Below are 13,938 nucleotides of genomic sequence, written 5' to 3' on the forward strand. Positions count from 1 at the left end.
TGCCTTCCGGTAGCGTGGAAAACGGGGGCGCCCCCGCCGGCCCGGGCCCGGCGTCGATTAGCGTGGGCCGGTGAACTTCTGGGCAGGGGCGGGAAGCCTGGCGCTGCTGGTCGCCGTGCTGGTCTTCGCGATCGTGCGGCCGCGGGGGTGGCCGGAGGCGGTGGCCGCGGTGCCGGCGGCGGGCGTGGCGCTCCTGCTGGGGCTGGTGAAGCCCGCCGCGGCCGGGCACCGGGCCGTCGAGATCCTCCCGACGCTCGGTTTCCTCGCCGCGATCCTGCTTTTGTCCTTTTTGGCCAGTGTGGACGGCGTCTTCGCGTGGCTGGGCAACCGGCTGGCGGAGGCGTGCCACGGCAAGCCGCGCCGGCTGCTGGTGCTCACCTTCGCCGCGGCGGCCGGGACGACCGCGATCCTCAGCCTGGACGCCACGGTCGTCCTGCTCACCCCGGTCGTCCTCGCGACGGCGACGAGCCTCAAGCTGCCGCCGCGCCCGCACGTCTACGCGTGCGCGCACCTGGCGAACTCGGCCTCGACGCTGCTGCCGGTGTCCAACCTGACGAACCTGCTGGCGTTCGGCGCGTCGGGGCTGACGTTCGCCGGGTTCACGGCGGTGATGGCGCTGCCGTGGGTGGTCACCCTGGCCATCGAACTGCTGGTCTTCCTGCGGTTCTTCGCGCTCGACCTGAAGCCGCGCGAAACGGCGTCACCGGCCCGCCACCTCGAGACGCCGACGTTCGCGCTGGTCATCCTGGGCCTGACGCTGGTGGGCTTCGGGCTCGGCCCGCTCGGTCACGTCGAGCCGGTCTGGATCGCGGCGCTGGCGGCGCTGATCCTGGGCGTCCGGGCCCTGACGACGGGCAAGATCAAGCCGTGGCAGCTGGTGACCGAGGCGGCGCCGCAGCTGTGCCTGTTCGTGCTGGGCCTGGCGGTCGTGGTGGAGGCGGTCTCGGAACACCTCCTCGGCGGGGTGCTCCGCACGCTCCTGCCGACGTCGACGGGCCTGCTGGACCTCCTGCTGGCGGCGGCGGTGGCGGCCGTGCTGGCCAACCTGGTCAACAACCTCCCGGCGACGCTGATCCTGCTCTCGGTGCTGGGCCCGCACCCGGCGCCCGGCGTGCTGCTGGCGGTCCTGCTGGGCGTCAACATCGGCCCGAACGCGAGCTACCTGGGCTCGCTGGCCACCCTGCTGTGGCGCCGGACGCTGCCGGCACACCCCTCGGCGAAGACGTTCCACGCGCTGGGCGCGATCACGACACCGCTGTGCCTGGCCGCGGCGACCGTGGCGTTGTGGCTCAGTCTGGGTCTGGTGAGCTGACCCGGGCTCAGCCGGGCATCGAGAGGGTCTGGCCCGGCTTCATCGTCGGCCCGCAGTCGTCCAGCGGGCCGCCGAACCGGTCGGCCGCCACGGCCGGGATCGTCTTCGCCGCGTAGTCCTGGGCCGCCTTCAGCTTGGCCGGGTCCGTCACCGCGTCGCGCCGGACCCAGTCGCCGTTGCGCAGGCCCTCGATCGGCGACGAGTAGATCAGCACGTAGTCGCGGTCCAGGCGCGGGTCCAGCGCGATGCCGTTGCCCGCTGCCCAGGGGCCCCACGAGTGGATGAACGTCGGCTTCACCGTGTCGAACACGTAGTCGCGGAGACCCGCGAGGTCGCCGTCGTGGACCAGGTCGGCGATCGGCTTGTTGACCAGGCCGGCCATGTCGACCAGGTCGAGGCGGCTGGTCATCGACGAGCCGCCCAGGTCCGGCAGCAGCAGCGACGCCTTCTGGATGCCGAGGATGTCCGCGTAGGTGTTGAAGCCGCGGCCGAAGCGGTCGGCCACCAGGCACGCCGTGATGTTCGGGTTCTTCGCGAACTTGTCCGCCGCGGCCGCGAACCCGACCGCCGACGGGATGAACGCGCCCACCAGCACCACGACGATGCCGACCCGCAGCAGCGCGCGGCGGTGCTTGAGCAGCTCGCCCGCCGAGAGCGTCCCGGCGAGGACCGCCAGCGGCCAGACCGGGCTGGCGAACCGGTGCTGGTACATCCAGTCGGCGACCATCACGCCGTACGCGACGACACCCAGCGCCAGCGGCACCAGCAGCGCGGTCAGCGACCGCCGCCACGGCGCCTTGACCAGCGCGAACACGATCACCAGCACCAGCAGGACCACGCCGGCCCAGCCGGCGTAGCCCGCCAGCTCGAACGGCCGCTTCAGGGCGTCGAACCCGGGCAGGCCCTGCTGCTTGGCCACCGACGGGTTGGCCAGCAGCCGCCCGAACTCGGCGTGCCGCCAGACGACGTACGCGCCGAACGGCACGGCGAACGCCGCCACCGACAGCAGCGCCAGCCGGAAGCTCTTCCAGAACAGCCCGGCGCGCAGCAGGACCAGCGCCGCCAGCGGGTACGCGCCCGCGTAGATCAGGCCTTCCGGGCGGGTCAGCGCGGCGAACGCGACCAGGACGCCCGCCCAGAGCGCGACCTTCGGGGTCAGCAGGCGGTCGTTGCGCACCGCGACGAACAGCGTCACCGCCAGCGTGACGACGGCGAACGCGAACAGCGAGTTCTCCAGGCCCGACACGACCCAGATGACGAACGACGGGATCGTCGCCAGCGTCAGGCCGACGATCAGCGTGGCGAGCCACGCGAAGCGCGTGAAGATCTGCTTCGCCGCGATGTGGCACGCCGTCAGGATGCCGGCGGTGAACAGCAGGCCCAGCGCCTTCGGGAACAGCACGTAGTCGGGGATGCCGAACAGCAGGCCGTGGTCGAACAGGCCGGCGAGCTTGCCGAGGCCGAGCAGCACCATCCACGTCGGGTCGGAGAAGCCCTCGACCGGCGGGGCACCCGGCTGCAGCACCGGGCCGAGGCCGTCGGCGAAGCTGCGCGCGTAGGAGAAGGTGATGGCCGCGTCGTCGACGATCCAGTGGCCGTAGCGGGCGGCGTGCACGGCGACCGCCGCGACGCCGGCGAGCACGGCCAGCACCGGCGCCAGCCGCGCGCCCCAGCCGCGCTTGACCGTGGTGGGCGCGGGGTCCCCGGGGACGTCGTCGCTCTGGGAGGTCTCGGTGAGTGCGCTAGCCGTCATGTCCTCGTCACTGTTCCGCCCGCAGGCCTCTGCCGGTGGGATACGCGCGAGCTGGCGCCCCCTGAGTGGGCCCACGCCTCGGACCCGCCACCGCGGCGACGCGGTCGAGATACTGTAGCCAATACCCCATCGGGGGGTGGCCACGCGTCGCCGTTGAGCGTGATCCACCCCACACTTCGACCGGTCAGGCCAGGTGCGAGGTGTCGTTGACCAGGCGGACCGACGCGTTCCCGTCCGGGTAGAACTCGACGATCGACAGCGACGCCAGGTCCAGGTGCAGCCGGAACAGCAGCTGCGGGCCGGCGTCGAGGCCCATCCGGAGCAGGGTCTTGATCGGTGTCACGTGGCTGACCAGCACGAGCGTCTTGCCGCCGTGCTCGGCGATGAGCTCGTCGCGGGCCTTGCGGACGCGCCGGTGCACGACGTCGAAGCTCTCCCCGCCGGGCGGCGGCACCGAGCTGTCGCCGAGCCAGGAGCGGTGCAGTTCGGGGTCGCGGTCGGCCGCTTCGGCGAACGTCAGGCCCTCCCACTCGCCGAAGTCGGTCTCGATGAGGCCGGGGTGGGTCTCGACGCGGCCGCCGAGCGCGTCGGCGACGGCCTGCGCGGTCTGCTTCGTCCGGGTCAGCGGCGAGGAGACGATCGGGACGGCCTCGCCGTCGACGACCAGGCCGTCCATCGCGGCCAGCCGTTTCGCCGCCGCAGCGGCCTGGCCGCGGCCGAGCTCGGTGAGCGGGACGTCGCCGCGGCCGGAGTAGCGGCGCAGGGCCGACATCTCCGTCTGGCCGTGGCGCAGCAGGAGCAGCCGGGTCGGCGTGCCCTTCGCGCCGGTCCACGCCACGGTCGCGCGGTCGGGCTTGCGGGTCGGCAGCTTCGGCGTGGTGGCGGGCTTTCCGGTGGCGGCGTCCATGGCTTCGTTCGCCAGCCGGTCGGCGTGGGCGTTCTCCGCGCGCGGGATCCACTCGTACTTCACGCGCGAGAAGCCCGCGGCCAGCTCCTTGGCCCGCTCGGCGAGCGGCTGCATGTCCGGGTGCTTGATCTTCCAGCGCCCGGACATCTGCTCCACGACGAGCTTCGAGTCCATCCGGACGTCCACAGTGGACGCGCCGAGCTCGGCCGCGGCGGTCAGCCCGGCGATGAGCCCGTTGTACTCGGCGACGTTGTTCGTGACGACGCCCAGGCTTTCCTTGCGCTCGGCGAGGACTTCGCCGTCGGCGTCGCGGACCACGGCGCCGTAGCCGGCGGGCCCGGGGTTGCCCCGCGAGCCGCCGTCGGCCTCGACTATGACGTGCGAGGTCACAGACCCGACTCCAGGGTCCGGACCAGGATCGCGCCGCAGTTCTCGCACTGGATGACGTCGTCCTCCGGCGCGGCCTTGATCTCGGCGATCGTGCTCCGGTCCAGCTCCAGCTGGCAGGCGCCGCAGCGGCGGGCGCGCAGCAGGGCCGCGCCGATGCCCTTGTGCTCGCGGACGCGCTCGTACAGCTTGAGCAGCGGCTCCGGGAAGCGCGGCACCAGCTTCTCGCGGTCCTCGACGCGCCGGGCCTGCGTGGTGTCGAGGTCCTTGAACGCCTCGTCGCGGCGGGCGACGGCGGCCGCGACCTCGGCTTCGGCCTTGTCGACCTCGGCGCCGGTGCGCTGCGCGTCGAGGCCGAGGGCCTCGCGCTGCTCCATCAGCTCCAGCAGGTCGTCCTCGAGCGCGCTCTGCCGGCGCTGCAGGGTCTGCAGCTCGTGCTCGATGTCGGTCATCTGCTTCGCGTTGACCGAGCCGGACTCGAGGAGCTTGCGGTCGCGGTCCTCGCGGGCGCGCACCGACTCGATCTCCTTCTCCTGCCGGGCGATCTCGCGGTCGAGGTCGGACGCGGCGGTCTCCACCGAAACGAGCGCGTCGCGGCGCTCGCGGACGGTCTTCTCCCCCGCGTCGATCTCGGCCAGCTCGGGCAGGGTGCGGCGGCGGTGCGCGGTGCGCGAGAGCTCGGCGTCCACCTTGGCGAGCTCGAGCAACTGGCGCTGCACGGCGGGTTCGGCCTTCACGGTGCTCCTCTAAATCGATGTGCGCTCGGCGCGGACGGTCCACGGGTCGGTGCACCGCGTGGAGACGTGAACGTCGACGTTACCCGCAAACGCCTCCGCCACGACCAGCGAGGCTTGCCCGCACCACGGCCATTCGCTGGCCCAGTGGGTCAGCCCGACCAGCGCGGGCACGGCGCCGGGGTTCGCCAGGTGCTCCCCGGCGGGGTGATGCCGCAGGTCGGCGGTGACGAAGGCGTCGACCCCGGCGTCCGTGGCCTGCTTCAGATACGAGTCGCCGGCGCCGCCGGACACGGCGACCCGGCGGACCGGGCGGTCCGCGTCGCCCGCCCCGAGCACGCCGGGCACGGTCGCGGGCAGGGCGTCGGCGACGCGCTGGACGAACACCGCGAACGGCTCGGCTTCGGGCAGTTCGCCGAGGCGGCCGATGCCGGTGACGCCGTCGGCCTTCGGTTCCAGGGGACCGGTGACGCGCAGCCCGATCGCGTGCGCGAGCGCGTCCGAGACGCCGGGGTCGGCCGAGTCGGCGTTGGTGTGCGCGCAGTACAGCGCGATGCCTTCGCGGATCATCCGGTGCACCAGCGCGCCCTTGGCGGTGTCGGCCGGGACGCCGTGCACGCCGCGCAGCAGCAGCGGGTGGTGCGCGACGATCAGCTGCGCGCCGAGATCCGCGGCCTCGTCGACGGTTTCGGCGACGGGGTCGACGCAGAACAGCACGCGCGTGACCGGTTCGGCGGGGTCGCCGCAGACGAGGCCGACGGCGTCCCACGACTCGGCGAGCGCGGGCGGGTAGGCCTGCTCCAGGGCGGTGATGATTTCGGAAAGCGCGGGCACCGGGGGATCTTCGCATGTACCGTCGCGGGCCATGCGAGTACTGGCAGTGCTCTTCGCAGTTGTCTCCGGCTTGCTCCTGGCCACGGTCCCCGCTTCGGCGTCACCGCCGGCTTCGCTGTGGCACCTCACCGACCTGGCGGCCCAGCGCGTCCGCATCGCCGACCAGGTGGCGGCGGCGAAGTACGGCACGCCGTCGCCGATCGACGACCCGGTGCGCGAGCAGCAGATCTACGACTCGGTCTCGGCGCAGGCGCCCGGCCTGGGTCTCGACCCGGCCGACGCGGTCCGGTTCTTCCGCGCCCAGATCGAGGCGAACAAGCTGGTCCAGCGCGGGCTGTACGCGCGCTGGGACGCGCACCCGTCGGAGGTCCCGACGACGCGGCCCGACCTGAGCCGGCTCCGGCCGGTGATCGACAAGCTGAACGCGGGCCTGCTCACCGAGCTGGCGGCGACGCTCCGGGCGCGTCAGTCCCGCTCGTGCCCCGTGCACCAGCTGGTGGCGGCGGGCCTCGCGGACGTGGTCCACCACTTCGACGTCCTGCACGTCCGCGCGCTGCGCGAAGCGACGTCGGCGACCTGCTTCACCCGTTAGGGGCGCTCCGGCGGCGGGCTCACCGCCGCCGCGAGCGCCGGACGGGACCTCAGTTGCAGTTGCCGCAGCAGCCGCAGCCCTGACCCGTGCACTTCGAGCAGCACCCGTGCATGTCGCTCTCCTTCCGGTTCGCGTCCTCGCGTGATCGACGCTAGGTGCCCGGCGCGGCGCCGGGGTACCGCCGAGCGAGCGGGTGACCGGGTGAACCGGCAGTTACGCTCGCGATGTGTCCCACATCGTCTTCGTCTGCTCGGGCAACATCTGCCGCTCCCCGATGGCCGAGCTCGTCTTCCGCGCGCGGCTCGAGGAGGCGGGGCTCGGTGACGCCGTCCGCGTGTCCAGTGCCGGTACCGGGCCCTGGCACGCCGGGGAGCCCGCCGACAAGCGCGCCCGGGCGACGCTCAAGGCCCACGGCTACCCGACTTCGCACGTCGCGTCCGAGGTGTCGGCCGAGGACCTCGCCGCCGACCTGCTGCTCGCCGCCGACGAAGGGCATTACGACTTCCTTCGCGCCCGCGTCGACGACCCGGCGAAGGTGCGGCTGCTGCGGTCGTTCGACCCGTCGGCGCCCGAGGGGGCCGAGGTCCCGGACCCCTACTACGGCGGCGACGACGGCTTCGAGGACGTCCTCGGCATGATCGAACGCGCGGTGCCCGGTTTGCTCGATTGGGTCCGTTCGCGCGGCTGAAGGTCACACCCGGCGGAGGTCGGCGGGCGGCCTGCGCGGGACACGGCCTACCGTGGTGGGGTGCGGTTGCGGTTCCTGCTCAAGCCCGGGTGGCTGGCTCTGACGGTGGTGGTGTTCGCCTTCGCCATCTGCTGCTTCACGCTGCTCTCCCCCTGGCAGTTCAGCCGCAACGCCGAGCGCGAGCAGCAGAACTCCGCGCTGGAGGCGTCGTTCACCGCCGCGCCCGTGCCGCTGACGCAGCTGCTGCCGCCCGGGAGCCTGCCCGGGCCGCACACGGAATGGCACCTCGTCTCGATCACCGGCCAGTACCTCGCGGACAAGGAAGTCATCGCGCGGCTGCGCACGGTCCAGGGCGAAGGCGCGTACGAGGTGCTGACGCCGCTGCGGACGACCGACGGCACGGTCGTGCTGGTCGACCGCGGGTACGTCGGGCTCGACAGCAAGTCCGGCGTGCTGCCGTTCGCGCCGCCGCCGGCCGGGACCGTGCAGGTCACCGCGCGCGTGCGCAGCGACGAAACCGACCCGAAGAACCGGGACGCGTTCGCCGACGCGTCGACCGGCGGAAAGCTGCAGAGCTACGTCGTCGACTCCCAGGTCGTCGCGCGGGCGGGCAAGCTCGACATCCGGCCGGGTTACTTCCAGCTCGACGCCGGCCAGCCCGGCGTGCTGGGCGCGCTGCCGCTGCCGCAGACGGACTCGGGGCCGTTCCTGTCGTACGCGCTGCAGTGGATCGCGTTCGGCGCGATGGCGCTGCTCGGCTGGCTGTACTTCACCGTCCGCGAGCTGAAGCCGGGCGGCGCGCTGGACGCGTCGGAGGCGCCGGCCCGCCGGAAGTCGGTCGCGGAGATCCTCGCCGAGGACGAACTCGCCGAAAGTGGCCATCAGAAATAGCGCCATAATGGCCCTTCGTCCAGGCCACTTGCGGTGGTGACACTGGGGTCATGCTGATCCACCCCTGGGACGCCGCTTCGGACGCGGAATGGCGCGCGTGGCTGGCCGGGCACGACTTCGGCCAGCTGATCGCCGGCGGCACCGGCCGCGACCTGCCGGTGGTGACCCCGGCGCACTTCGCGTTCGACGGCGACCGCACGGTCGTCACGCACCTGGCGCGCCCCAACCCGATCTGGCCGCTGCTGGAAGAGCACCCGCGAGCGCTGCTGACGGTGGTCGACGACTACACCTACATCCGCGCGGACTGGAACACGGCCGCGGATCCGGCGTTCGGCGTCCCGACGTCGTACTACGCGACGGTCCAGCTCGAAGGCGACGTCCGGCTGGTCGACGACCCGGCGGCGAAAGCCGAGTTGCTGGAGAAGCAGCTTCGGCACTTCGAGACGGACGGCTCGCGGGCGCCGGTGAGCGCCGCCGCCGAGTCGCCGGACCGGCGGCTGCTGCCGGGGATCCGCGGGATCGAGTTCACGATCACGGGCGTGCGCGCGAAGTTCAAGTTCGGCGGCAACAAGACGGCGGAGGACCGCGAGCGGATCGGCGGCAAGCTGGCCGGCCGCGGCGGGCGGTTGGACGAAGAGGCGTTGGCGCAGCTGCGCCGTCGCGGCTGAGGGCCCTCAGCCGCGACGGCCGGATCGGGTCAGCCGCCGCAGCCCGGCACCGGGAGCACGTCCAGGAAGCCGTGGATGGTCTCGCCCGTGGTGTGGTTGAGCGCGTCCGCGGTCATGTGCTGGGTGACGCCCGGCTGGTTGGCGGTCGGGTGCTGCTCCCGGATGCCGCCGACGGCCGAGACGTCGTCGCCGGTGAAGAAGACCTTGCCGTTGTCGGCGAAGGTGATGCTCCAGGTCTGGCCGACCACGTTCGTGTGGATCTCGAACTCCTCCCCCACGACGAACGACCCGCCGGGGCCGTCGTCGTCGTGCTTGGACTTCAGCGTGAACGGCGTGCCGAGGCTGCCGGTCGAGTCCTGCTCGTAGGTCGGGCCGCAGCGCCGGCCCTTGGCCTCGGCGGTGCCGGTCACGACGAGACTGACGAGACTCGCGGCGACGATCCCGGCCGCAATGTGCTTGTACCGCACGAAAATCCTCCCAGTATCTGCGAAGCGTTCCCTACGCCCGTCGATACGCGGAGGAGTTACACGCTCAGCGCGAGCGGCGCCGGAACCCGGCCACGACGGCGAGCACCACCGACGTCACCGCGGCGAGCCAGCCCACCACGCGGGACAGCTCGACCGCGCGTGTCACGTGCCCGGCGTCCGGGTTGCGGCCGACCCCCAGCACCGGCAGCTCGGCCACCCCGTGCGGGTAGACGGTCCGCCCGCCGACGCGGATCTCCAGCGCACCCGCGAACGCCGCCTCGACGCGGCCCGCGTTCGGGCTCGGGTGGGCGATCGTGTCGCGGCGCCACGCACGCCACGCGCCGCCCGCCGAGCCGCCGACCACCGGGGCCGCCAGCACCGTCAGGCCCGCCGCCACGCGGGTCGGGACCAGGTGGACCAGCTCGTCCACGCGGTCGACGGCCCAATGCCCCTGACGACCGGCGCGCGCCCGCCGCAGCAGGCTCACCGCTCGCGCGCCCAGGAGCCCCGGGACCCCCGCGACCGCGCCCCAGACCAGCGGGGCGACGACCGCGTCCGACGTGTTCTCCGCCAGCGTTTCCACCGACGCGCGCGAAAGCCCGACCAGGTCGAGACTTCCGGCTTCACGCGGGTCCAATTCGGACAGAGTCGTGCGGGCCGGGCCGAAGCGGGACTCCTCGAGGTCGCGCGCCAGCTCGGTGCCCTGGAGGGCCAGGCCGGCCGCGCCGAGCACCGCCCACGTCGCGGCCGCCGTCGCCGAGGCCTGCACCAGCGGACGGCCGCGGCCGAACCGTTCGAGCAGCAGACCACCCGCGACGACCGCTCCGGCGACAGCGGCGCCGGAGCCCTGCGGGAGCCGGCGGAACGCCAGCACCGGAGGCCGCCGGCGCGGGTCGCCAAGGGCGCCGTCGGCCGCCACGCCCAACACCAGTCCGATCGCGCGCGCCGCGCTCACCCGTGCCCCCCGGCATAAGAAAAGTCCAGTACCCGAGGAGGCTACTCGCCCCGGGACGGCCGGGTGCCGGGGGTCGCGAGCGGGAAACCGTGGTGGAACGCTGTTTCCCACTCAGGACCGGCCTACTCGACCAGCGCCGCGATCTCCTCCCGCGCCTGCACCACGATGTCCCGCATCGCCCGCTCCGCCCGGTCCGCGTCCCCCGCCGCCACCGCGGCGGCGACCTCCAGGTGCAGGGCGATGGCCTCGGGCTGCGGCTCCGGCGGCATCAGGCCGTGGCCGGTCCGGCCGGTCAGCACCTCCGCGACCACCTCGGACAGCTGCGCGAACATCGGGTTGCCGGACGCGGTGAGCAGCAGGTCGTGGAACGCGATGTCGAAGCCGAGGAACGTCGTGAGGTCGCGCGCGCGGGCCGTGCGGGCCAGGCGCTCGCCCAGGGCGCCGAGGCGGCCGCGCTCCTCCGGCGTCGCGCGCAGGGCCGCGTAGCGCGCCGCGCACGGCTCGATCGCCGAGCGCAGCTCGTTCAGGGTGGCGAGCGCGGCCGGGCGGGCCGGGCCGTCGAGCTGCCAGCGGATCAGCCGCGGGTCGTAGTGGTTCCAGTCCGCCGGCTCCCGGACGATCACCCCGACCCGGCGCTTGCTGCTGGTCAGCCGCATCGTTTCGAGCACTCGGACGACTTCGCGCGCCACTGTCCGCGAAGCGCCGAAGCGTTCCTGCAGCTCTTCGGAGCGCAGAACGGTGCCCGGCGCCAGCGAACCGTTCGCGATCGCCGCACCCAGCGCGTCCAGGACCTGCTCGTGCCTCATCGGACCCAACCTAGCGATCTGATTCGATTAAGTAGTACTTCATCTTGAATAAGTAGTACTTTTGAGTTTGACTCACCTGGGCACAACGAAGTGGGAGGTGCGGATGACCGTCATCGTGGTGATGGGCGTGTCGGGCTCCGGGAAGACGACGGTCGGCACGGCGCTCGCGAACGCGCTGGGCGTCGAGTACGCCGAAGCGGACACGTTCCACCCGAAGGCCAACATCGACAAGATGACCGCGGGTCACCCGCTGACCGACGAGGACCGCGCCCCCTGGCTCGAGGCCATCGCCGGCTGGATCCGCGACCACCAGGCGTCCGGCGGCGTCGTCACGTCGTCCGCGCTGAAGCGCCGGTACCGGGACGTCCTGAGAACCGGCGGTAACGTCTGGTTCGCCCACCTGCACGGCGACCGCGAGCTGCTGGCCGAGCGCATGAAGACCCGCACCGGGCACTTCATGCCGGTGTCCCTGCTGGACTCGCAGCTCGCCGACCTGGAACCCCTCGAGCCGGACGAGCCCGGCGCGATCTTCGACATCAGCGGCACGCCGGACGACATCACCCGGGCCGCCCTCACCGCCTTCCGGGAGCACGCATGACCACCGTCCTCGCCGCCGGCTGGACCGGCCACGACACCCGCCTGATCGTCGCGACGGTCGTCGCGATCGCCGTCATCGTCGTGCTGATCACGAAGGTGAAGCTGCACCCGTTCCTGTCGCTGGTGCTCGGTTCGCTCGTGCTCGGCCTGACCGCCGGGATGCCCGTCGACAAGCTGCTCAAGAGCTTCACGACCGGTGTCGGCAGCACGGTCGCGTCCGTCGGCATCCTGATCGCGCTCGGCGCGATGCTCGGCAAGCTGCTGGCCGACTCCGGCGGCGCCGACCAGATCGTCGACACCGTGCTCGGCAAGGCCCGCGGCGCCGCGCTGCCGTGGGCGATGGCGCTGGTGGCCGCGTTGATCGGGCTGCCGATGTTCTTCGAGATCGGGCTCGTCATGCTGATCCCGGTGGTGCTGCTCGCGGCCAAGCGCACCGGGAAACCGTTGATGCTGCTGGGCATTCCCGCGGTCGCCGGGCTGTCGGTGCTGCACGGCCTGGTCCCGCCGCACCCGGGCCCGCTCGCCGCGGCGGGCGCGTTGAACGCGAACGTCGGGGTCACGCTGGCGTTCGGCCTGCTGGTCGGCATCCCGACGCTGGTCGTCGCGGGCCCGCTGTTCGGCAAGCTGGCTGCCCGGCTGGTGCCGGACGCGACGCCGCCGGAGCGCCTGATCCCCGAGCGCGCGGACACGGACAAGCCGCGTCCGAGCTTCGCCGCGACGCTCACGACGGTGCTGCTGCCGGTCGTCCTGATGCTCGCGAAAGCGCTGTCCGACATCCTGCTCGCCAAGGACAGCGGCGCCCGCAAGGTCCTCGACTTCGTCGGTGACCCGCTGATCGCGCTGCTCGCGGCGGTGCTGGTGGGCATGGTCCTGTTGGGCCGACCGGCCGGCCTCGGCCGGGCGAAACTGTCCACTGTGGTCGGTGACTCGCTGGGCCCGATCGCGGGCATCATGCTGATCGTCGGCGCGGGCGGCGGCTTCAAGCAGACCCTGGTCGACGCGGGCGTCGGCGACGTCATCACGGGCCTGGCCAAGGACGCGCACCTGTCGCCGCTGCTGCTGGGCTGGCTGGTGGCGGTGGCGATCCGCCTGGCGACGGGCTCGGCAACGGTCGCGACCGTCTCGGCGGCGGGCATCGTGGCCCCGCTGGCGGCGGGCATGGACCCGTCGCACAGCGCACTGCTGGTACTGGCGATCGGCGCCGGGTCGCTGTTCTTCTCCCACGTCAACGACGCCGGGTTCTGGCTGGTCAAGGAGTACTTCGGCCTGTCGGTGGGCCAGACTTTGAAGAGCTGGTCGGTGATGGAGACGCTGATTTCCGTGGTGGCGATCGCGTTGATCCTGCCGCTGTCGCTGGTGGTCTAGCCGCCGAACGAACGAGGGCCGTCACCCACACCGGGTGGCGGCCTTCGTCGTGTCGACCCTTCAATCACGCGTGATTGGGGGGTCGACACGGCGCACGTTGACATGTGACCTTTTGGTCACCTATTCTCGCTCACGTGCCCGACGACGACCTGGTGTTCAAGGCGCTGGCGGATCCGACCCGCCGGTTCCTGCTCGACCTGCTCTTCGAGCGTGACGGCCGCACGCTCACCGAGTTGGAGACCCAGGTCGAGATGACCCGCTTCGGCGTCATGAAGCACCTGAAACTGCTGGAAGAGGCCGGGCTCGTCGTCGCGCGGAAGGAAGGGCGGGAAAAGCTGCACTTCCTGAACGCCGTGCCGATCCGGCAGATCCACGACCGGTGGATCGACAAGTACACCGAGCGCCACGTGACCGCGCTGCTCGACCTCAAGAACGAACTGGAAGGCGAAGAACCATGACGAACACCGTGCAGGTCTACCGCGTCTACATCAAGGCGACCCCGGAGCGCATCTGGGAAGCCATCACCAAGCCCGAGTGGACGCAGCGGTACGGCTACACCGGCCTGGCCGACTTCGACCTCAAGCCCGGCGGCAAGCACCGCATGCGCCCGACCCAGGCGTTCATCGACGCCGGGATGACCGGCGACATCGTCGACGGCGAGGTCCTCGAAGTGGACCCGCCGCGCAAGCTCGTCATCACCTGGAAGCTGCTGATGGCGCCGCAGGACGCGAGCGACGAGCCGTACACGACGCTCACCTACGAAATCGAGGAGTCCAAGACCGCGGGCACCAGACTGACGGTCACCCACGACGTCACCGGTGCCCCGAACATGGCGGCGATGGTCAGTGGCGCCTTCGAGCGGCTCGACGCGCCGCCGAACGAGAACGCCGGTGGCGGCTGGGCCTGGATCCTCTCCGACCTCAAGACGCTCCTGGAGACCGGCGACACCATCGTCCCGGCGCCCTGAAAGAGGTCTGGTGGC

At 72.2% G+C, this 13,938-nt stretch carries 16 protein-coding genes; 9 read left to right on the forward strand and 7 right to left on the reverse strand.

The window, feature by feature from the left end; genetic code table 11:
* Positions 1-70 precede the first annotated feature (70 nt).
* Positions 71-1,312 carry an SLC13 family permease gene (locus ACYVLJ_RS45605; RefSeq protein WP_451987734.1) on the forward strand — a complete coding sequence of 414 codons (1,242 nt, stop codon included), beginning with the start codon at positions 71-73 and terminating at the stop codon, positions 1,310-1,312.
* A gap of 7 nt (positions 1,313-1,319) precedes the next feature.
* Here ACYVLJ_RS45605 and ACYVLJ_RS45610 read toward each other — a convergent pair whose 3' ends face one another.
* From ACYVLJ_RS45610 to ACYVLJ_RS45625, 4 genes are all read right to left on the reverse strand, one after another.
* Positions 1,320-3,065 carry a DUF2339 domain-containing protein gene (locus ACYVLJ_RS45610; protein WP_460443401.1) on the reverse strand — a complete coding sequence of 582 codons (1,746 nt, stop codon included), beginning with the start codon at positions 3,063-3,065 and terminating at the stop codon, positions 1,320-1,322.
* A gap of 184 nt (positions 3,066-3,249) precedes the next feature.
* Positions 3,250-4,362, reverse strand: coding sequence for a bifunctional RNase H/acid phosphatase (locus ACYVLJ_RS45615; protein ID WP_460443402.1), 1,113 nt, complete (start codon positions 4,360-4,362; stop codon positions 3,250-3,252).
* The gene (locus ACYVLJ_RS45620) at positions 4,359-5,096 is read right to left on the reverse strand and encodes a zinc ribbon domain-containing protein (RefSeq protein ID WP_451987728.1); all 738 of its coding nucleotides are present in this window, start codon (positions 5,094-5,096) and stop codon (positions 4,359-4,361) included. The genes ACYVLJ_RS45615 and ACYVLJ_RS45620 overlap by 4 nt, the downstream gene beginning before the upstream one ends.
* Positions 5,097-5,105: 9 nt before the next feature.
* The gene (locus tag ACYVLJ_RS45625; RefSeq protein WP_460443403.1) at positions 5,106-5,927 is read right to left on the reverse strand and encodes a Nif3-like dinuclear metal center hexameric protein; all 822 of its coding nucleotides are present in this window, start codon (positions 5,925-5,927) and stop codon (positions 5,106-5,108) included.
* A gap of 31 nt (positions 5,928-5,958) precedes the next feature.
* On the opposite strand from ACYVLJ_RS45625, the gene ACYVLJ_RS45630 reads away from it, so the two are divergent.
* The 4 genes from ACYVLJ_RS45630 to ACYVLJ_RS45645 all read left to right on the forward strand — a co-directional run bounded on the left by ACYVLJ_RS45630 (position 5,959) and on the right by ACYVLJ_RS45645 (position 8,766).
* Positions 5,959-6,519 (forward strand): chorismate mutase, encoded by a 561-nt coding sequence (locus tag ACYVLJ_RS45630; protein WP_460443404.1) that lies wholly within the window; start codon positions 5,959-5,961, stop codon positions 6,517-6,519.
* A gap of 226 nt (positions 6,520-6,745) precedes the next feature.
* A complete protein-coding gene (locus tag ACYVLJ_RS45635) occupies positions 6,746-7,207 on the forward strand; it encodes a low molecular weight protein-tyrosine-phosphatase (protein WP_460443405.1) in 462 nt (153 codons plus the stop codon).
* A gap of 60 nt (positions 7,208-7,267) precedes the next feature.
* Positions 7,268-8,098 carry an SURF1 family cytochrome oxidase biogenesis protein gene (locus ACYVLJ_RS45640; protein ID WP_451987720.1) on the forward strand — a complete coding sequence of 277 codons (831 nt, stop codon included), beginning with the start codon at positions 7,268-7,270 and terminating at the stop codon, positions 8,096-8,098.
* 50 nt (positions 8,099-8,148) lie between these two features.
* Positions 8,149-8,766 carry an FMN-binding negative transcriptional regulator gene (locus tag ACYVLJ_RS45645; protein WP_460443406.1) on the forward strand — a complete coding sequence of 206 codons (618 nt, stop codon included), beginning with the start codon at positions 8,149-8,151 and terminating at the stop codon, positions 8,764-8,766.
* A 29-nt stretch (positions 8,767-8,795) separates the two neighbouring features.
* On the opposite strand, the gene ACYVLJ_RS45650 is transcribed toward ACYVLJ_RS45645, so the two are convergent.
* From ACYVLJ_RS45650 to ACYVLJ_RS45660, 3 genes are all read right to left on the reverse strand, one after another.
* Positions 8,796-9,233 (reverse strand): hypothetical protein, encoded by a 438-nt coding sequence (locus ACYVLJ_RS45650; RefSeq protein WP_451987177.1) that lies wholly within the window; start codon positions 9,231-9,233, stop codon positions 8,796-8,798.
* A gap of 64 nt (positions 9,234-9,297) precedes the next feature.
* Positions 9,298-10,188, reverse strand: a complete 891-nt coding sequence (locus ACYVLJ_RS45655) for a cobalamin biosynthesis protein CobD/CbiB (protein WP_460443407.1) — start codon at positions 10,186-10,188, stop codon at positions 9,298-9,300.
* 122 nt (positions 10,189-10,310) lie between these two features.
* A complete protein-coding gene (locus ACYVLJ_RS45660) occupies positions 10,311-10,994 on the reverse strand; it encodes a FadR/GntR family transcriptional regulator (RefSeq protein WP_460443408.1) in 684 nt (227 codons plus the stop codon).
* A gap of 103 nt (positions 10,995-11,097) precedes the next feature.
* Between ACYVLJ_RS45660 and ACYVLJ_RS45665 the strand changes: the two genes are divergently transcribed.
* The 4 genes from ACYVLJ_RS45665 (at position 11,098) to ACYVLJ_RS45680 (ending at position 13,923) form a co-directional block, all read left to right on the forward strand.
* On the forward strand, positions 11,098-11,592 hold the full coding sequence (locus ACYVLJ_RS45665; RefSeq protein ID WP_451987171.1) for a gluconokinase: 495 nt from the start codon (positions 11,098-11,100) through the stop codon (positions 11,590-11,592).
* A complete protein-coding gene (locus tag ACYVLJ_RS45670) occupies positions 11,589-12,956 on the forward strand; it encodes a GntT/GntP/DsdX family permease (RefSeq protein WP_451987169.1) in 1,368 nt (455 codons plus the stop codon). The genes ACYVLJ_RS45665 and ACYVLJ_RS45670 overlap by 4 nt, the downstream gene beginning before the upstream one ends.
* 134 nt (positions 12,957-13,090) lie before the next feature.
* A complete protein-coding gene (locus ACYVLJ_RS45675) occupies positions 13,091-13,414 on the forward strand; it encodes an ArsR/SmtB family transcription factor (RefSeq protein WP_451987167.1) in 324 nt (107 codons plus the stop codon).
* Entirely contained in the window at positions 13,411-13,923 is a 513-nt protein-coding gene (locus ACYVLJ_RS45680) for an SRPBCC domain-containing protein (protein ID WP_451987165.1), read from the forward strand. The genes ACYVLJ_RS45675 and ACYVLJ_RS45680 overlap by 4 nt, the downstream gene beginning before the upstream one ends.
* The last annotated feature ends 15 nt before the right edge of the window (positions 13,924-13,938 follow it).

It is taken from the genome of Amycolatopsis stemonae, assembly GCF_054781455.1.